The following is an 18217-nucleotide window of genomic DNA, read 5'->3' as shown; positions in this document are numbered from 1 at the left end:
AACCCAAGAAAAGGAATGTGCGATAAATGTGCATTCCTTTTTTAATGAAAACTGATATGAACGAAAACGAACTATTTTTTAGAACAATTCAGGCTGGTCAAATAGAGAATTTAAAACTTCAGTTAGATAGAAATCCAGATTTGGCTAACATAAAAGACGGAAGAGGTTTTACACCACTAATTTTTGCAACCTATTTTGGTCAAGAAGAGATTGCAAAACTACTAATTGAAAAAGGGGCAGATATCAATGCCAAAGATGCTTCGGGAAATACAGCTTTAATAGGTGTAAGTTTTAAGGGCAATAAAGAATTAGTAGATTTATTATTGAGTCATAATGCAGATGTAAATCTTCAGAATAGCAAAGGAACAACAGCATTATCCTTTGCTACGCAGTACAATCAAGAAGAGGTGGTTAAGATCTTATTAAAGCATAATGCAGATGTTTCATTAAAAGATAATGAAGGCAAAAAAGCTAAAGATTATGCCCAAGAAAGGGGATTAGATAATATTCTAAAATTGTTAGAAGCTTAAGATTTAACGAGCTGTTTTATTTTTATTTTAAAAGCAGCAAAAAGTAAAGTAGTAAAAGGACTTAGCCAGTTAAAAATAGCATAGAAAAAATACTCACCAACTCCTACGCCCAAGACACCACTCTGATAAGCACCACAAGTGTTCCAAGGAATTAAAACAGATGTTACTGTTCCGGAATCTTCAAGGGTTCTACTTAGGTTTTCTGGAGCAAGACCTCTATCTTCATAAGCTTTTTTAAACATTTTACCAGGCACAACAAGTGCTAAATATTGGTCAGAAGCAGTAACATTTAGTGCAAAACAGCTAGCAACTGTACTAGCAAATAGGCCAAATGTTGATGTGGCCAAATTCAACAAGGATTTGCTTATTCTAGATAAAGCGCCTATAGCATCCATAATTCCTCCAAATGTCATAGCACAAAGGATTAACCAAATAGTACCTAGCATACCGCTCATTCCTTTCCCAGAAGCGGAAAATAAGCTTTTAAGTGTCTCGTTATCTGTTTTAATTGTGGTACTAACGGTAATAGCATCCATGACTCCCTTATATGCGGATTTTAATGTTAAGGTTTCTACTCCTGCTATCTGGGCAACAATGTTAGGTTGAAAAATCAGAGCAAAAAATCCCCCTAAAAGTGTGCCTACTAACAAGGCTACTAAAGGTGATGTCTTTTTAACTATTAAGAAAATTACAATAGCAGGCACAATAAATAGCCAGCCATTAATATTAAAAGTTTTGTCTATGTCATTTATTAAAACAGAGGTGTCCGCAGCCCCTTCTGTATTTTGTGTAAAGCCTAAAATTATAAAAACTATTAGTGTAATTATAATAGTTGGAACAGTTGTAAGTGTCATATATTTTATATGAGAAAACAGTTCACCACCAGCCATAGCAGGTGCCAGATTAGTGGTGTCACTTAATGGTGACATTTTATCTCCAAAATATGCACCAGATAAGACCGCTCCAGCTGTCATACCCATAGAAACACCTAAGGCTTCACCTATTCCAATAAGGGCAATACCAACAGTGGCGGATGTTGTCCAAGAACTTCCTGTTGCCACAGATATTATGGCACAAATAATAACACAAGCTGCCAAAAATATGGTAGGATTTAAGATATGAAGTCCATAGTAAATCATTGCCGGAATAATACCGCTTATTAACCAAGTGCCAGCTAACGCACCAACCATTAGAAGTATAAGAATTGCTCCTGAAGTAGACTTTATGTTTTCAGCTACTTCTTCTACCATTTGTTCAAAGGATACTTTGTTAAAAAAACCAACAATTGCTGCCACAGCAGCACCAAGTAACAAAACAAATTGATTACTTCCACTTAAAGCATTATCCCCATAAACAAACACGTTGAATGCTAGCATTGCTACCAATGCAATTACAGGAATAAGCGCTTCCAAAATATTAAGTTCTTTGTTTTCTACTATATGTTCATTTTGTGGTTGACTTGGCTTAATATTTTGGTTTTCCATTTAGTGAAATTTAATTTGGTTTAGTTCCGTAATGTTACGATTTTCATTAATGCTATGCAAATACCAATTCTTAAGTACATTTGTATATCTGTATTTTAAAAATTATGGATTCTTTAACCCAAATAGTTTTAGGTGCAGCTTGTGGTGAAGTTGTACTTGGTAAGAAAATTGGCAATAAAGCTATGCTCTTTGGAGCTATAGGTGGAACAATCCCAGACCTAGATGTTTTTGCCGGTGCAATTCTTTATAACAATGAAATTGATGCCATGCTCTTTCATAGAGGGTTTATGCACTCTATTCTGTTTTCAATATTGGGAGCTTTTTTGTTTGGTTGGCTAGTCTATAAACTATCAACACAGGTAAGCGCCTTAATACAACACATCTAAATGATTGGATAAAATTATTCTTTTTGTCTTTATTTACCCATCCAATTTTAGACAGTTTTACACCTTATGGTACGCAATTATTTGCTCCATTTTCAAATTATGGGGTGGCATTTAATAATATAGCAGTAGCAGATCCTTTGTATACTATACCGTTTTTGTTTAGTATGATTATTTTAATGTTTTATAAACGCAAAAGTGAAAAAAGACGATTTTGGTTAAAAGCAGGTATAGGAATAAGTTCTATTTATATGCTCCTAACAATTTTTAATAAGCTTTATATTGATGCTGTTTTTGAATCTTCATTAAAAGATAATGATATAACTTATACAAGGTTCAGTACCCAACCTGCAATTCTAAATAACATTCTTTGGTATGGTATTGCTGAAACAGAGAACAATTATCATGTTGGTTTTTATTCGTTGTTAGATAGATCTAGAAGTTTTTCAGATTGGAAAACTATTCCAAAAATTAGAGCACTCACATCTTCAGAATATAAGGACATTAAAGATTTGGCTTGGTTTAGTAATGATTATTACAATGTTGAATCTTTAGAGAATGAAGAATTTATGTATAGAGATTTAAGATATCCTTTGGTGCAAACAAAAGAAGGCTATAAAGCCATTTTTAACCTAAAATTATTTAAAGAAAAAAACCGCTTAAACATGATGCCTTTTGAACCAGAAATGAAGGATTTTAGTTTTACCATGTCTGCACTTTGGATTCGTTTAAAAGGAAAATAAAAAAAGCCTGATGTAATAATCAGGCTTTTTTATCAATATTTTTAGGCGAACTCTTTTTCTAAAATGTTCAGTTCTATCATGCAATCTCTCATCATTGAGTAAGTGCGCTCAATATCCGCATCTAAGCCAATTGAAAAACGAATAAGTCCATCACTTAATCCCATTTCTGCTTGTTCTTCTTCTGGTATTTCGGAAGATGTAGAACTTCCTGGTGCACTAAATAAGGTTTTGTAAAAACCTAAACTCACTGCCAAATAACCTAGGTTACGCTCTTGCATTAATTCCATCAAAGCATTGGCTTTGTCTAATGAGCCAACATCTATAGTAAGCATTCCGCCAAAACCATATTTTTCATTCATCATAGACTTAAACAGTTCGTGTGAAGGGTGAGATGCCAAACCAGGATAAACGGTTTTTAAACCATCTTTTTCAAATTTTTCAGCAAGGTAACTAGCATTGAGGCTATGTTGTTGCATTCTTATATGTAATGTTCTTAAGTTTTTTAATACAGACGCAGAGCGCAAACTATCCATTGTTGAGCCTAATAACATGGCAGCACCATCATTTACATTTCTTAATTGATTAATAAATTCTTGAGTACCACAAACCACACCACCAACAGTATCCGATGAACCATTAATGAATTTTGTTAAACTATGAATCACTACATCTGCACCTAAATTTGCTGGCGAGATAGATAAGGGTGAAAAGGTATTGTCTACAACCAGTTTTAAGCTGTGCTTTTTTGCAAGTGTAGCTAAGCCTTTTATATCAGCAACTTCGAGCAATGGATTGCTCACGGATTCGCAATAAAGCACTTTCGTTTTTGGTGTAATAGCAGCCTCTACAATGTCTAATTTAGTAATGTCTATAAACGAAGTATTAATTCCCAATCTTGGTGCAAAGTTTTTCAAGAATGCATAAGTTCCTCCATAAATGGTTCTACTGCTTACAATATGTTCTCCGGCTTCGCACAATTGCATTAATACAGGTGTAATTGCTCCCATACCTGAAGCAGTAACTGTTGCGGTTTCTGTGCCTTCCATGGCAGCAAGGGCTTCACCCAAATATAAATTTGAAGGCGAAGAGTGACGAGAGTATAGATAGCAACCATCTGCATTACCTTCAAAGGTATCGAACATGGTTTTTGCAGATAGAAATGTATAAGTAGATGAATCTGATATGGATGGGTTTACGCCACCAAATTCACCAAAATATTGTAAGTCTTGAATGTTGTTTGCAGGCTTAAATTTCATTTTATTGTATTTAATTGGTTTATACAAAATTGAGTATTATTAGAATAAAAATCAATTGTATATTTATTTTAATGAATATTATTCTTTATTTTAAATATATTTTAGAATATTAATCTATATTTTTATTCAAATAATAATGTCTTCCGAAAAATATTAATCAAAATGTTAGATGAAATAGATAAAGAATTGCTAAAGCTTCTTCAAAAAGATAGTAAACAGACCAATAAAGCACTTTCTAATGCCTTAGGCCTTTCCGTTACAGCTGTTTACGAGCGAATCAGAAAGTTAGAAAAAAATGGTATTATCAATAATTATGTTGCACTAATAGATAAAAAGAAGGTGGATAAAGCTTTTGTTGCGTTTTGCCATGTGAAGTTGGTACAGCATTCTCAAGATTATGTTATGAAATTTGAGAGAGAAGTTCGTAAATTAGACGAGGTTCTAGAGTGTTATCATATTAGTGGTGATTATGATTACTTACTAAAAGTATTGGTTGAGGATATGGAGGCATTTCGAGATTTTATGGTAAAGAAGCTCACCAATATAGATCATATTGGTAGCACACATAGTATGTTTATGATTAACGAAGTGAAGCACACCACAGCAATAATATTGTAATATGCAAAGCTTAAGATATAGACTAGTTGAGTTTTTCATAGTGTTTATTTTAATACCGATAAGTTTTGTATTGGAATTTCAACTATGGATTAAACTACTGATAGGATTGTTAGGTTTTATTTATGTGGTTTATGTTCTTCTTAAGGTTGAAAACAATAAGTTCAAGATTAGGCAGCATATTAATTGGACTCAATTTTGGCAAAGAACCTTTATAAAATTATTCGTAGTAGCCATCATTACTACAATATATATGTATGTGGTAGACTATAAAAACCTATTGATTGTTATAAAATCAAAACCTATGTTATGGGTGGCAATCTTGTTTATATATTCTGTGTTTTCGGTATATCCACAAGAATTGGTCTACAGAACGTTTTTCTTTCAACGTTATGAATCTTTATTTAGAAGTAATGCCTTGTTTATTTTAGTAAATGCAGCCTTGTTTTCTTTGGCACATATATTCTTTAGAAATATTCTAGTTATGGTACTCACATTTGTTGGTGGCATTCTGTTCGCTCTTACCTTTAAAAAAACGAAATCAACCTTATTGGTGTCCATTGAGCACGCTATTTATGGTAGCTGGCTGTTTACGGTTGGCATGGGCGAAATGCTAGGTTTCCCAAATTAATTTAATAGCTTAAATTTGTCCTATGAAGTACACCCAAATTAAGAAGCTTTACGATTATATTTTCAAATCTTATGATAAACCATCTCTTGAAAAGCACATAGAGAAGATTATTGAGATGGATAAGTTTCTTCCTTACAGTTCTACCTTTTTCTGTATTACCAATACCCAAGAATTAGCTTTTGAATACATAAGCAAAAACTTTAAGGCTTGCCTTGGGTTAGATGCTGATGAGTTGAAGGCTAAAGGTATGCGTTACTTCTGGGGTAGGATACACCCAGATGACATAGAATCTTGGTTAAGTGCCTTAAATTCTCTAATGGAATTTACCCTACATGAAATACCACTGGAAAAACGCCAAGATGCCAGCTACACATGGAATTTTAGATTTAAAAATGCACAAGATGTATATGTAAATATTGTTCAAAATACAACACCCCTGGTATTTGATAGTGAAAACAAGCCTATCATTGGGTTAGCACATTATACAGTATTGCATCCAGATGTGAGTCTTCAAGTTACTGCATCTGCTAAACTGCTGAATTCAAATAATGAATACGAAACAGTCTACTTTAATAGCTTTTCACAAAAACTTTTGCATGATGGTATTACCAATAGAGAACGCGATGTTATAAGATTATTAATATTAAATAAATCAAGTAAGGAAATTTCTGAACAATTAAATATTAGCCCTCATACTGTGGATACGCATCGTAGAAATATTCTAAAAAAGTTAAACATTTCATCTACAGGCGAATTGGTTGGTATGCTAAAATTACACCCTAACTTATTATAATTAAAAAATACTCATTTTGAGTATTGTGATACTCATAGTTATTGCAGAGATTTGTATTGCTATTAACTTTTAGGGAATAAAAGTCCATATTAATTAGATTATTATCTATTAATTTTGGACTTTTTTGTTATTGGGTACCATATGAAAATTAGTCGCTTACTTTTCGTTAAACATTAATCTATATTGTATTTTTGTACTTCACAAAAGGATGGATGAGACTACTATTTGTTGTATTTTTTTTTGTTTGTTGCAATCTTAATGCACAGCAAAACCCAATTGGTATAAAAATAGGTGGTAACTTCGCAAGTCTTTCGGGTGATGGTTCATCAGATTTATCATCTTTAGTTAATTTTCATGCAGGATTTTTTATGGAGATTAATTTAACTAAAGATGTAAAAGTTCAACCAGAATTGTTATTTACGGTTTATGGTTTTGAACTCAGTGGAGGAGAAAATAAAAGTGTAAGATTGAATTATGTTGCTTTACCTGTGATGGCAAAATATTTTTTGTCAGAAGCTTTTAGTTTTGATGCAGGACCACAGGTAGGTTTGTTGGTAACGGCAAAAAAAGGAACAGGTTCTCTAGCAGATGTAAAAACAGATTTTTTTGATAGGGATTTTGGAATTAACCTTGGTGCAAGTTATGCAATTTCCAATAAAGTTAGTACGTCTTTGCACTATTACATTGGTTTAACAGATGTTACCAGAGTAGAAACCAAAAATCAAAATAGAGCATTTCAATTATCATTACAATTTAAAATAAAATAAAACATATGAATTCTTACGATGTAGCAGTAATAGGTTCGGGTCCTGGTGGATATGTAGCAGCAATACGTTGTGCACAACTGGGTATGAAAACTGCAATTATTGAAAAATATTCCACGCTTGGAGGTACCTGTTTAAATGTAGGATGTATTCCAAGTAAAGCTTTACTGAGTTCGTCTCATCATTACGAAGAGGCTACTAACCACTTTGAGGAGCATGGTATAGAAATACCTGGTGAGATTAAAGTGAATCTCGAAAAGATGATAGCGCGCAAACAAGCTGTTGTAGACCAAACAACAGGTGGTATAGATTTCTTGATGAAGAAAAATAACATTGATGTTTACGAGGGCTTAGGATCTTTTAAAGATGCAACACATATAAAAATTGAAGGTAAAGATGCTGGTGAAATTGAAGCCAAAAACATTATAATCGCAACAGGTTCTAAGCCATCTAACTTACCTTTTATCACTTTGGATAAAGAACGAATCATTACATCTACTGAGGCCTTAAAACTAAAGGAAGTACCAAAGCATTTAATCATTATTGGCGGTGGTGTTATAGGTTTAGAATTAGGCCAAGTCTATCGTCGTTTAGGTGCAAAGGTTACCGTAATTGAGTATATGGACAGAATCCTCCCAACCATGGATGCTGGTTTGTCTAAAGAGCTTAACAAAGTTTTTAAAAAGGCCAAATTCAACATAATGGTCTCTCACAAAGTACAATCCGTGGAGCGCAAAGGTGATGAGGTTATCGTTAAAGCCGAAAACAAAAAAGGAGAAGTTGTAGAATTTAAAGGTGATTATTGTTTAGTGTCTGTAGGTCGTCGTCCTTATACAGACGGTTTAAATGTGGAAGCTGCAGGTGTAAAATTAAACAATAGAGGTCAAGTAGAGGTGAACGAACACTTACAGACTAATGTATCAAACATTTATGCCATTGGTGATGTAGTGAGAGGAGCTATGCTAGCGCATAAAGCTGAGGAAGAAGGTGTGTTTGTTGCTGAAACTTTAGCAGGACAAAAACCGCATATCGATTACAATTTAATACCAGGAGTTGTATATACATGGCCAGAAGTGGCTGCTGTGGGTAAAACCGAAGAAGAATTAAAAGAAACTGGCACTGAATATAAAGTAGGGCAATTCCCTTTTAGAGCCTTGGGTAGAGCTAGGGCAAGTGGAGATATTGATGGATTTGTAAAAATCTTAGCCGATAAAACTACAGATGAAGTATTAGGAGTGCATATGATTGGTGCACGTTGTGCGGATTTAATTGCAGAAGCCGTAACAGCAATGGAGTTTAGAGCCTCTGCGGAAGATATATCTAGATATTCTCATGCGCATCCAACATTTGCAGAAGCTGTAAAAGAAGCAGCTTTAGCCGCAACGGATGATAGAGCTTTGCATGTTTAATATAGAAATATTATCATTCTGAATTCCTGTCTGCCGACAGGCAGGTATTTCAGAATAAAAAAAGCGAACAAAATCTGTTCGCTTTTTTTATTATAATTCTTGAATCAAATCTACTACTCTTAAACGTTTGGCATAACTATCTTCATTAACATCACGTACAAAACAATAGGCACTAATATCTTCGTTATCTACTTTTTCTTTGAGTTCTTCAACAGTACAAGGACCAAATTCTTTAGATTTTGAAATGTAAAAAAACTCGTGTTTATGTATAACTTTACTAACTTTCTTTTTGTACTTCTCTTTTAGATAAGTTTGAATATCTTCTATGGAATTTAAGTCTTCAGAGTAATTTGTAGTATTAATGTATAATGCAAATTCTTCTTTATCCTGATGATTTAAAACTAAAATATCATCATCTTTAAAATAGGCCTTAACGATTATTGTACCATCTTCAGTCTCTATAGTAAAAATATTTTGTAGGCTTAAAGCCCACGAAGTCCTTATAACGGTGTCTTTTCTTTCTATTTCTAAAATGTTGTTATCTCTAAAGGTGTAAACCTCTTTCTTTTTAGTAATACCATTGACCAAAACCCATTGCTGATTGATAAAATGAGAATTATGATGACGCTCAAAATCGAAAGGTTTTAAATTAGGAATGGTATTATGAAGATATGCACTCATAAAGTGGTTAATATGAATAGTCTAGAGACTATGATAACGATAGATTTGGACTTTTATTTATCTAAATTTAAAAATTTCTTAGATGATTAAAAACTTCTCTTGTATAACTTCGATTAATAGTTGGCTCAATTCGACTAAATGTATCATTTTCATCATAATACATCAGAAAATTTGAGTTTTGAGTTTTCAAATTCTGTAATTTTGTAAAAATATTCTTATGGAAGAACTAACACTCACAACTCCAGCACTTTTATTTTCAGCAATTTCTCTAATTATGTTGGCTTATACTAATCGGTTTTTAGCCTATGCGGCAATAATAAGAAACCTTAGTGATAAATATTTAGAACGAAAGGAAGCGGTATTGATGCGACAAATTAACAACCTAAAACTAAGATTGAATCTTACACGTTGGATGCAAATTTTAGGTATTTCTAGCCTTTTGCTATGTGTATTAACAATGTTCTTAATTTATATAGATCAACATAATGCAGCTATCTGGATCTTTGGTTTAGCATTGTTGCTGCTCATTTTGTCATTGGCATTTTTAATTAGAGAAATTCAAATTTCAACATTAGCGTTAGAACATCATCTTAACGATATGGAGAATCAAATAAGTAAATAAGATTTTTTTTAAATTTATTAGTGACCTATCAAAAAACTTTGTGTCTTAAACCTATAACCAACCAAGTTAAAATAGAATTTACAAACAAAATTGACCGAAGACGCAATTCATAGCCTAACCGATGAAGCGCTTGTAGAAGCAATCGTAAAAACTAATGACACAATGTTGTTTGAGGTGCTGTACGATAGATACGCTACTATGGTGTATAATAAATGCTATGGCTTTGCTAATGGAGTCGATGAAGCTAAAGACTTAACTCAAGATGTGTTTTTGAGAGTCTTTATTAAATTAGCTAGTTTTAAGGGTAAATCTAAATTTTCAACTTGGCTTTATGCATTTACATATAACCATTGTGTAAACTATGTAACGAGAAATACAGCTAAGAAATTAGAAAAAAAGTCTGTAAATTCAGAAAGTGTTGATATACAAAATTTAGGTGAAGAAGTTGATTCTACTCGCGAGTTTGAAAATATGCGAGTAGATAAGTTAAAGGAAGTGATGGAATTGATTTCACCAGAAGAAAAAATGATATTGTTACTAAAGTATGAAGATAATTTAAGCATAAAAGAATTGTCGGAAGCTTTAGATATTGGTGAAAGCGCAGTTAAGATGCGTTTAAAAAGAGCAAAAGAAAAACTCGTGCACAAGTACGAAAATTATACGAAAGATGGAAAATCCATTTAAGCAAATAAACCAGCCTTTAAAAGAGGTTCCAGCGGAGCTTAAAAGCAAAGTTATGCATGACATTGCCATGGCGAAGCTATTTATGGAGTTGGCTGAACTGTTCTCGTATAATATTGGTCATATCATAGATAGCGTAACAGCTAGTAGAAAAAAAGATTAAATACTTAATATACCCTAACAGTTAAAGAATAAGTATGGACAAGGTAAATGAATTTTCAGATGTAGCTATGAAATCTCTAACTAATATCTGGTTTGAGATTACAAAAATATTTCCAAACATTATAGGTGCTTTCATAGTGCTCATAATCGGATGGATTGTAACCAAACTAGTTGTTAAGGTCATAAAGAAGGTGCTTAAAATTGTTAAGGCTAACAAGCTAGATGACAAGTTAAACGATATAGAAATTGTCGAAGGTAAAAAACTAAATTTTGATACGGTTAAGGTGATTTCTAGCCTTGTAAAGTATTTGATGTATATCATAATATTTGTTACAGCTTCAGATATAATGGGCTTAGATATTATAACTGAGCAGATAAGCAATTTACTTTCCTACATACCACAATTATTAGCAGCAATAGTGATTTTTGTAGTAGGATTATTGTTTGCGAATTTTGTTAAGAATGGACTAAAATCACTCTTCGAGTCTATGGAACTCTCTGGTGGTAAAATGATTAGCCAAGTAGTATTCTTCCTAATGCTAACATTTATAGCAATTACTGCCTTAAACCAAGCAGGTATAGACACAGAGATAATTACCAATAACATTAATATGATTATAGCTGCTTTCCTTTTAGCATTTGCAATTGCATTTGGATTAGGGGCAAGAATAGTTGTTGGTAAGTTAATGCATACCTTCTATGCAAGAAAAATGTTTGAAGCGGGTCAGAAAATTACTTTTAATGGAGAAACATATTCTGTTGATGAAGTAAAGAGTGTATCGGTGATTTTAAAAAATTCAAAAGGCAGATTAATAGTACCAATAAACGATTTAATGGATAATCAAGTACAAGTGCAGGATCAACTATAAGGTTAGGGTTATAGATTTTATGTTACATAAAATGCGATCCTGCAGTACTTGACGTATAAAGATAACCTCTTCAAATTTTGAAGAGGTTTTTTAGCGCTTTTTCTTATTGCGTTTATTGTAGTTTTTGTCGCCTCTTGTTTTAGGCTTCTTGTACTTCTTTGCAATCTCCCTTCTGTAAGAGCCACCAAGATTTACCTTTTTGTTTTTCTCTTTCTTTTCATGAAATGCAGGTCCAGCTATATCTTCAACACCACGTTTTGTCGGGTTATTACGTTCTTTGATTTGCGGTCGTTCTTCTTCAATAAGATCGGTAGATATTGTAACATCGTCTGGAAGTTCAATCAAATCAATCTCCATTTGCATTAAAGCTTCTATACGTTCTTTAGCTTCTTGTTCTTTTTCGGTAGAGAATAGTAATGCATTGCCTTGTTTTTCTGCACGACCTGTTCTACCAATCCTATGCATATAGTTTTCAGGATAATCAGGTGTATCAAAATTGATTACGTGTGTAACATCATCAATATCTAACCCTCTTGCCATTACATCAGTGGCAACTAAGAGTCTATGTTCACCTTCGCTGAATTGTTCTATACTTCGTAATCTATAATTTTGAGTTTTGTTAGAATGAATTACACAGCTTTCACCAGGAAAAAGTTCTTCGAGCTTTTCGAACAATCGATCTGCCATTTTTTTGTAAGCCACAAAAATTAGAACTCTAGAAAAAGCATCCTTATCGCTCAATAAATGTTCTAAGAGATTTACTTTAGTATAAAAGTTAGGAACATTATAGCGTTCTTGTTTTATATTCTCTAAGGGTGTTCCTGAAACAGCAATTTGAATCTTAGTGGGATTGATAAAAAAATCTGTTATCAATTCATCTACATCTGCTGTCATTGTTGCCGAAAACATTATGTTTTGTCTGCGTTCTGGAAGAATATCAAAAATATTCATCAGTTGATGTCTAAATCCTAAATCTAGCATTACATCAACCTCATCAATCACCAATTTCTGAATAGATTTAAGTTGTAAAACTCTACTTACAGCGAGATCATATAATCGTCCCGGAGTAGCTACAAGTATATCTAAACCTTGAGCTACGGCCTGTTTTTGTGTGTTAATATTTGTACCTCCATAAACGCCCAAAACACGATTGTTGATGTATTTGGATAGTTTTTCAATTTCACTAACGACTTGTACAACCAATTCTCGTGTAGGCACCAAAACCAATACTCTTGGATTATCTTGTCTAGAGTATTTGAGGTGACGTAAAATAGGTAGCATGTAGGCAAAGGTTTTACCAGTACCGGTTTGTGCAATACCAACCACATCCTTACCAGAGGCAATAATGTTAAAAGCTTCTGCTTGGATTGGAGTAGGGTTTTCAAAACCCAAGTCTTCAATAGCGTTATATAAGGGTGTATTTAGATTTAAATCTTGAAAAGTCACAGATATAGATTTTGTGCAAAGCTACTATTAATAATCTATATCAGTTTAACAAATTAGAATTAAGCGTTATGCTGTATGTTGCTTTAAAAGATTTTTTTGGTTCTAAAGTCACAATGCCTTCTTTCTCTTTTATTAGTTGATTGGTGTTTTCGGCATCTGCAATGCCTATCCATGGCTCAATGCAAACGTAAGGAGCATTAGGTTTTGCCCAAATGCCCAGAAAAGGAAAACCTTTAAAATTAACCTTCAAAATTTCACCTTTGTCTTTATGTTTTAAAGCTACTTGTCTCGATTTTAAATCCTTAAAAATTAATGCGTCCTCATTAAAAAGATGGCCATCTAAATTTATAGTTTTAGCACTGTCAAAAACTGCTTTTGTTTTCTTTGTGACCAATCCAGTTGCCATATTTAGTAAATGGGATTTACTATTCTCTCCTTTCTCAAATTCTAAAAAGTAATCCGTATATGTATCCCCTTCAAACAAGGAGCAAGCAAAAGCAGGATGACCTCCCAATGAAAAATACATCGTCTTATCGTCTTTGTTTTTTACCTTATGATGTATTAAAAGTTCATTTCCTTTAAGCTCATACGTAATTAAAAATTCAAATTCAAAAGGGTAAATAATTCTTAGCTGATCATTTGATTTTAGTTGAAATGTAGCTTTAGAATTTGTTTTAGACACAACTTCAAAATTGTCATTGGATCTAACAAAACCATGCTTCGGCATACTGTATTTTTTGCCATTATAGATATAACTATCCTCTTTCATGGCTCCAATAATAGGGAACAAGTTGGGTGCATGACTACCCCAAATATTCGGGTTCGCCTCCCAGATAAACTCAGTATTGTTTTTTACGGAGCGTATACTACATAACTCAGCTCCCTTTTTTTTGATGTCAATTTTAAGTTGGTCGTTTTCTAAAAATGGCATTGTTTTTATTTTTATTGAAATATACAATTCTTCTATTGCCGAAAAAGTATTCTCATTATTTTTGCCAAATTAATTTTTCCTTTTGAGAACATCCTATAAACATGTCATAAAAAATTCTGAAGTTTTTAAACAACGGTTGTTGTCTTGGGCACAACAATTTGATGATGTGCTTTGGTTAGATTCTAATAGTTATATTGATAAGTACACCACTTATGATGCTATTTTAGCTGTAGATGCTTTTACGAGTTTACAAACGGATGATGTAAATGCTTTTGAGCGCTTAGATGACTACCAACAAACCACGAAAGATTGGATTTTCGGTTACCTCACTTATGATCTTAAAAATTCAGTTGAAGATTTAGAATCACATAATTACGATGGTTTAGAATTTCCCGAATTGTATTTTTTCCAGCCTAAAAAACTAGTTTTTATAAAAGGGAATGAAGTCGAGTTTCAGTATTTAAAAATGGTTGATGATCAGATCGAAGATGATATTAATAACATAAAGAATTGTCATTGCGAGGAACGAAGTGACGTGGCAATCTCTTATAATCCGATTAAAATAAAACTAAGAATTCACAAAGACGACTATTTTGAGAAAGTCAACAAAATGTTAGCCCATATTCATAGAGGCGATATTTATGAGGCTAACTTTTGCCAGGAATTTTATGCTGAAAATTCAGCAATCAATCCATTGGAAACCTACAATCGGTTAAATCAAATTTCAAAACCTCCTTTTGCTACTTTTTTTAAGACGTTTGATAAATATTTAATGTCTGCTTCGCCAGAACGTTATATCAAAAAGATCGGAAACAAGGTCATTTCCCAACCTATTAAAGGAACAGCAAAACGCTCAGAAGAAAAAGCAGAAGATCAAAAATTAGCGAAGGACTTAGGAAATGATCCTAAAGAACGAAGCGAAAATATCATGATAGTAGATCTGGTACGAAATGATTTATCGTATACTGCAACTAAGGGCAGCGTTAAGGTTGAGGAATTATGCAAGGTCTATTCTTTCTTGCAGGTGCATCAAATGATATCAACTATAACTTCAATAATATCAAATGATACACACCCTGTAGAGGTCTTAAAAACTACGTTTCCTATGGGAAGCATGACCGGTGCGCCAAAAATTTCAGCAATGAAAATTATTGAGGATTTAGAAGAAACGAAACGTGGCTTATACTCAGGTACGGTAGGTTATTTTTCACCAGATGGAGACTTTGACTTTAACGTCATCATAAGAAGTATAATTTACAATGAGACTCAAAAATATATTTCCTATTCCGTCGGCAGTGCTATTACTGCAATGAGCAACCCACTCAAGGAGTACGAAGAGTGTTTGATAAAGGCCAAGGCAATGCGAGAAGTTTTAGAGTGTTAAACTTTAGTTTATAACGCAACCTTTATGCAGATTTATCATCTAGGATAAAAAATTAAATGAAAATGAAGAGAAATCTAAAATTTTTATTATTGTCACCTTTTCTAATGGCCATACTTTGCGAACCAGAAAATGATATTTGTGGAGTAGACAATCCTGAGAGTTATATAGTCAATGTTGAAAATATAGCTGAAACTTACCAACAAAGCGAAACAATTTGGCTTAATGCACGCACTACATCTATGCTAATGGATTTTTGCACAGAAATACAAGAACCAGAACTTATAACTGATGCTGAAGTATTTATTGATGGCCTTTTTGTATTAAAACTCAATAATCTATCTGGACTTAATGCAGAGGTATTTAATGAGGCTGAGGTGATATACGATATAGGTGAGCCCTATAGTTTTAATAGCTGTTCTAATGCCATTAATTATATACCAGAATTAACAGATGACAGCGAATTTTATAACTACCGTTTGGGCATTTCCATCACTACACCTGGAGATTATTGTATTGTAAATGCTAGAAATAGTTATTTCAATTTAGATGAAGAGAACAATGCCAATATCTTTGATAGCTATAATACATTAGAAAATAGAATACGTTTTCAAAATTGTGGTAATACCTATACACGAGATGGCACGGATGGTTTCTACTTTTTTAGTATTAATTAATCTTGGAAGTAGCATTTACTCTATATGCGTTCTAAAGCTCTTTTTAACACGCTCGAAAATTAATTCTATCCTAGATGTAGTGATGTTCTTTATTTTGGCAATTTCATCAAATTCTAGATTACCGAATATGTATAAATCAATAATATTTGAAATATTTATTGGCAACCAACTGTAAAATCGGCTAAAGACTTTGGGTGACTGTTTGGTTGACAAATCTTTAACCTCAAAAGCATTCAGAATAGAGGTTTCCTTATCTTCATAGAGATAAAGCTCGTTGTCCATGTCCTGTCTATAAGAAATATCATTAAGTTCAGTGTTCAAAATTAAATCTAAATCAGCGTCAACAGTATAATCTTCACCAAGTTTTGCAATTTCATTTTTGCGGATATCATCTGTACTGATGGTGTTTTTATGAAAAACTTCTTTTTTAAATAGTTCGTTCATGTAATTGTCTACTAGCTTAAAAAGCTCGAGTCTCACAGCTGAATATTCTGCTTCAATATTAAAACCTTTACTATAAAGTGTAATGATGCATTCATCGATTATGCCATTTGAAGAATACATATTTTTAGGTAAAATACCTGTAGATTCAGCAATATAAATTCTGTGTTTTACATAAGGATGCAAATGCTGTACTGCGGTTAGCACTTTTTTATCAAAAGTAGTTTGTGCAGATTTTGCCGAAAGTTCTTTTATTGTGCTCATAACCATAGTTTTTAAATTACTTCTTTAAAGTTACCAATAATAGAGTGATTCCAATATGATTTTTATCATTTTAACGTAATTGTTAGAGTAGTACATTATCGTATCTTTACATTATGCTAAATGCTTTCAAAAACCATACTGAGGAACAATTTCCCTTTCTAAAAAATTCTCGTTTAGTCATTGCTATTTCTGGTGGCATAGACAGTGTTGTATTAGCGCATCTATGTCATAAACTCAATTTTGATTTTGCCTTAGCACATTGCAATTTTAATTTAAGAGGAAATGAAAGCGATGCAGATGAAGACTTTGTTTTAGATTTAGGTGAACAGTTAGATGTTGAGGTGTTTGTTCAGAACTTTGATACTCAGGTCTACGCTGATGAGAATAAATGTTCTATACAAATGGCAGCACGAGAGTTGCGATATGATTGGTTTTATGAATTAGCACAACAACTAAACTTCGATTACATCTTAACAGCGCATCATGCAGATGATAATCTCGAAACCTTTTTAATCAATTTCACCAGAGGCACAGGACTCAACGGATTAACAGGAATTCCTGAATTGAATGGAAACATTGCCAGGCCATTATTGCCATTTTCTAGAGAAACGATAGAAGCATACGCTAGAAGTGAAAAAATTAAATGGCGAGAAGACAGTAGTAATTCATCTCGAAAATATTTAAGAAATAAGTTGCGCCACGAAGTTGTTCCAATTCTTAAAGAGATTAATCCACAATTGTTAGATAGCTTTCAGAACACGCTGCAACATCTGAATGATACAGCAGATATTGTAGAAGAAAGTCTTAATGCTCTAGCTAAAAGAGCCATTAAGCATATAGATGACAACCATATAACGTTTAAAATTTCAGAATTCAAAAAAGTAAATAACCCAAAAGCTTACTTGTTTGAAATGTTTAAGGATTATGGATTTTCTGAATGGGACGATGTTGTTAATTTGCTTGATGCTGAAACAGGAAAATATGTAAGGTCAAGCACACATAAACTTACCAAGTATCGCGAATTTCTGATTCTAACAAATTGTCATTCAGAACTTGTTTCAGAATCTCAAAGTGAGTTGTTTTTCACAAAGTCAGATATCGAGGTAGGTAAAGTTCAAACACCAATCGGTAATTTGTTTTTTGATGAAGCTGAGGCTTTAATGGACAATTCTAAAACTACAATTTACGTAGATGCAGAAAGGCTGAAATATCCGTTAGAACTCAGGCCATGGCAAACAGGAGATGTTTTTCATCCTATTGGTATGAAAGGAAAGAAGAAAGTGAGTAAATTCCTAAAAGATGAAAAGTTAACACCAATTGAAAAAGAGAGCACTTGGGTTTTAACTTCAGAAAATAAAATAGTTTGGATTGTCGGAAGAAGAGCAGATGAACGTTTTAAGGTTACAGGCCAAACAAAGAATATTTTAAAAATAGAATTAAAATAATTTTGTCAG

At 32.9% G+C, this 18217-nt stretch carries 20 protein-coding genes; 14 read left to right on the top strand and 6 right to left on the bottom strand.

What is annotated here, in order from left to right; all coding sequences use genetic code 11:
- The first annotated feature begins 56 nt into the window (after positions 1–56).
- On the top strand, positions 57–530 hold the full coding sequence (locus ACPX19_RS14250) for an ankyrin repeat domain-containing protein (RefSeq protein ID WP_426430704.1): 474 nt from the start codon (positions 57–59) through the stop codon (positions 528–530).
- Here ACPX19_RS14250 and nhaC read toward each other — a convergent pair.
- Positions 527–2014 (bottom strand): Na+/H+ antiporter NhaC, encoded by a 1488-nt coding sequence (gene nhaC, locus ACPX19_RS14245; RefSeq protein WP_426430703.1) that lies wholly within the window; start codon positions 2012–2014, stop codon positions 527–529. The two genes, ACPX19_RS14250 and nhaC, sit on opposite strands and share 4 nt — an antisense overlap.
- A 104-nt stretch (positions 2015–2118) precedes the next feature.
- On the opposite strand from nhaC, the gene ACPX19_RS14240 reads away from it, so the two are divergent.
- Positions 2119–2400 (top strand): metal-dependent hydrolase, encoded by a 282-nt coding sequence (locus tag ACPX19_RS14240; RefSeq protein ID WP_426430702.1) that lies wholly within the window; start codon positions 2119–2121, stop codon positions 2398–2400.
- Between the two features lie 23 nt (positions 2401–2423).
- Entirely contained in the window at positions 2424–3140 is a 717-nt protein-coding gene (locus ACPX19_RS14235; protein WP_426430701.1) for a metal-dependent hydrolase, read from the top strand.
- Between the two features lie 41 nt (positions 3141–3181).
- Here ACPX19_RS14235 and ACPX19_RS14230 read toward each other — a convergent pair whose 3' ends face one another.
- Positions 3182–4396: an aminotransferase class I/II-fold pyridoxal phosphate-dependent enzyme gene (locus ACPX19_RS14230; protein WP_426430700.1), complete on the bottom strand. Its 1215-nt coding sequence runs from the start codon at positions 4394–4396 to the stop codon at positions 3182–3184.
- A gap of 162 nt (positions 4397–4558) precedes the next feature.
- Here ACPX19_RS14230 and ACPX19_RS14225 point away from each other — a divergent pair, with 162 nt between their 5' ends.
- The 5 genes from ACPX19_RS14225 (at position 4559) to lpdA (ending at position 8608) form a co-directional block, all read left to right on the top strand.
- Positions 4559–5014 carry an Lrp/AsnC family transcriptional regulator gene (locus ACPX19_RS14225; RefSeq protein ID WP_426430699.1) on the top strand — a complete coding sequence of 152 codons (456 nt, stop codon included), beginning with the start codon at positions 4559–4561 and terminating at the stop codon, positions 5012–5014.
- A 1-nt stretch (position 5015) separates the two neighbouring features.
- Positions 5016–5642: a CPBP family intramembrane glutamic endopeptidase gene (locus ACPX19_RS14220; RefSeq protein ID WP_426430698.1), complete on the top strand. Its 627-nt coding sequence runs from the start codon at positions 5016–5018 to the stop codon at positions 5640–5642.
- A gap of 22 nt (positions 5643–5664) precedes the next feature.
- The gene (locus ACPX19_RS14215; RefSeq protein WP_426430697.1) at positions 5665–6435 is read left to right on the top strand and encodes a LuxR C-terminal-related transcriptional regulator; all 771 of its coding nucleotides are present in this window, start codon (positions 5665–5667) and stop codon (positions 6433–6435) included.
- 212 nt (positions 6436–6647) lie between these two features.
- Complete coding sequence (locus tag ACPX19_RS14210) at positions 6648–7202, top strand: porin family protein (RefSeq protein WP_426430696.1); 555 nt, start codon at positions 6648–6650, stop codon at positions 7200–7202.
- 5 nt (positions 7203–7207) lie between these two features.
- A complete protein-coding gene (gene lpdA, locus ACPX19_RS14205) occupies positions 7208–8608 on the top strand; it encodes a dihydrolipoyl dehydrogenase (protein ID WP_426430695.1) in 1401 nt (466 codons plus the stop codon).
- A gap of 90 nt (positions 8609–8698) precedes the next feature.
- Here lpdA and ACPX19_RS14200 read toward each other — a convergent pair whose 3' ends face one another.
- On the bottom strand, positions 8699–9289 hold the full coding sequence (locus ACPX19_RS14200) for a hypothetical protein (RefSeq protein ID WP_426430694.1): 591 nt from the start codon (positions 9287–9289) through the stop codon (positions 8699–8701).
- A 217-nt stretch (positions 9290–9506) separates the two neighbouring features.
- On the opposite strand from ACPX19_RS14200, the gene ACPX19_RS14195 reads away from it, so the two are divergent.
- From ACPX19_RS14195 to ACPX19_RS14185, 3 genes are all read left to right on the top strand, one after another.
- Positions 9507–9911: a DUF2721 domain-containing protein gene (locus ACPX19_RS14195; protein WP_426430693.1), complete on the top strand. Its 405-nt coding sequence runs from the start codon at positions 9507–9509 to the stop codon at positions 9909–9911.
- Positions 9912–10001: 90 nt separating this feature from the next.
- Positions 10002–10595, top strand: coding sequence for an RNA polymerase sigma factor (locus tag ACPX19_RS14190; RefSeq protein WP_426430692.1), 594 nt, complete (start codon positions 10002–10004; stop codon positions 10593–10595).
- Positions 10596–10789: 194 nt separating this feature from the next.
- Positions 10790–11623: a mechanosensitive ion channel family protein gene (locus ACPX19_RS14185; protein WP_426430691.1), complete on the top strand. Its 834-nt coding sequence runs from the start codon at positions 10790–10792 to the stop codon at positions 11621–11623.
- A 90-nt stretch (positions 11624–11713) separates the two neighbouring features.
- On the opposite strand, the gene ACPX19_RS14180 is transcribed toward ACPX19_RS14185, so the two are convergent.
- Together ACPX19_RS14180 and ACPX19_RS14175 are read right to left on the bottom strand one after the other, a co-directional pair.
- Positions 11714–13069 carry a DEAD/DEAH box helicase gene (locus ACPX19_RS14180; RefSeq protein ID WP_426430690.1) on the bottom strand — a complete coding sequence of 452 codons (1356 nt, stop codon included), beginning with the start codon at positions 13067–13069 and terminating at the stop codon, positions 11714–11716.
- A gap of 40 nt (positions 13070–13109) precedes the next feature.
- Entirely contained in the window at positions 13110–14000 is an 891-nt protein-coding gene (locus ACPX19_RS14175; RefSeq protein ID WP_426430689.1) for an aldose 1-epimerase family protein, read from the bottom strand.
- An 82-nt stretch (positions 14001–14082) separates the two neighbouring features.
- Between ACPX19_RS14175 and ACPX19_RS14170 the strand changes: the two genes are divergently transcribed.
- Complete coding sequence (locus ACPX19_RS14170; RefSeq protein WP_426430688.1) at positions 14083–15384, top strand: anthranilate synthase component I family protein; 1302 nt, start codon at positions 14083–14085, stop codon at positions 15382–15384.
- A 62-nt stretch (positions 15385–15446) separates the two neighbouring features.
- Positions 15447–16058 (top strand): hypothetical protein, encoded by a 612-nt coding sequence (locus ACPX19_RS14165; protein ID WP_426430687.1) that lies wholly within the window; start codon positions 15447–15449, stop codon positions 16056–16058.
- Between the two features lie 15 nt (positions 16059–16073).
- Here the strand turns inward: ACPX19_RS14165 and ACPX19_RS14160 are convergent, their stop codons facing one another.
- Positions 16074–16763: a hypothetical protein gene (locus ACPX19_RS14160; RefSeq protein WP_426430686.1), complete on the bottom strand. Its 690-nt coding sequence runs from the start codon at positions 16761–16763 to the stop codon at positions 16074–16076.
- A gap of 113 nt (positions 16764–16876) precedes the next feature.
- Here ACPX19_RS14160 and tilS point away from each other — a divergent pair, with 113 nt between their 5' ends.
- Positions 16877–18208: a tRNA lysidine(34) synthetase TilS gene (gene tilS, locus ACPX19_RS14155; RefSeq protein ID WP_426430685.1), complete on the top strand. Its 1332-nt coding sequence runs from the start codon at positions 16877–16879 to the stop codon at positions 18206–18208.
- The last annotated feature ends 9 nt before the right edge of the window (positions 18209–18217 follow it).

Source organism: Winogradskyella sp. HB-48, assembly GCF_049942685.1.
Classification (GTDB): Bacteria; Bacteroidota; Bacteroidia; order Flavobacteriales; family Flavobacteriaceae; genus Winogradskyella.
This window is presented reverse-complemented; position numbering and strand designations above follow the sequence as displayed.

Coding starts and splice junctions, on each gene's coding strand:
- ACPX19_RS14220 (WP_426430698.1), top strand. CDS start 5,016: ATGCAAAGCTTAAGATATAGACTAGTTGAGTTTTTCATAGTGTTTATT.
- ACPX19_RS14250 (WP_426430704.1), top strand. CDS start 57: ATGAACGAAAACGAACTATTTTTTAGAACAATTCAGGCTGGTCAAATA.
- ACPX19_RS14225 (WP_426430699.1), top strand. CDS start 4,559: ATGTTAGATGAAATAGATAAAGAATTGCTAAAGCTTCTTCAAAAAGAT.
- nhaC (WP_426430703.1), bottom strand. CDS start 2,014: ATGGAAAACCAAAATATTAAGCCAAGTCAACCACAAAATGAACATATA.
- ACPX19_RS14210 (WP_426430696.1), top strand. CDS start 6,648: ATGAGACTACTATTTGTTGTATTTTTTTTTGTTTGTTGCAATCTTAAT.
- ACPX19_RS14240 (WP_426430702.1), top strand. CDS start 2,119: ATGGATTCTTTAACCCAAATAGTTTTAGGTGCAGCTTGTGGTGAAGTT.
- ACPX19_RS14160 (WP_426430686.1), bottom strand. CDS start 16,763: ATGAGCACAATAAAAGAACTTTCGGCAAAATCTGCACAAACTACTTTT.
- ACPX19_RS14165 (WP_426430687.1), top strand. CDS start 15,447: ATGAAGAGAAATCTAAAATTTTTATTATTGTCACCTTTTCTAATGGCC.
- ACPX19_RS14195 (WP_426430693.1), top strand. CDS start 9,507: ATGGAAGAACTAACACTCACAACTCCAGCACTTTTATTTTCAGCAATT.
- tilS (WP_426430685.1), top strand. CDS start 16,877: ATGCTAAATGCTTTCAAAAACCATACTGAGGAACAATTTCCCTTTCTA.
- ACPX19_RS14200 (WP_426430694.1), bottom strand. CDS start 9,289: ATGAGTGCATATCTTCATAATACCATTCCTAATTTAAAACCTTTCGAT.
- ACPX19_RS14230 (WP_426430700.1), bottom strand. CDS start 4,396: ATGAAATTTAAGCCTGCAAACAACATTCAAGACTTACAATATTTTGGT.
- ACPX19_RS14215 (WP_426430697.1), top strand. CDS start 5,665: ATGAAGTACACCCAAATTAAGAAGCTTTACGATTATATTTTCAAATCT.
- ACPX19_RS14185 (WP_426430691.1), top strand. CDS start 10,790: ATGGACAAGGTAAATGAATTTTCAGATGTAGCTATGAAATCTCTAACT.
- lpdA (WP_426430695.1), top strand. CDS start 7,208: ATGAATTCTTACGATGTAGCAGTAATAGGTTCGGGTCCTGGTGGATAT.
- ACPX19_RS14175 (WP_426430689.1), bottom strand. CDS start 14,000: ATGCCATTTTTAGAAAACGACCAACTTAAAATTGACATCAAAAAAAAG.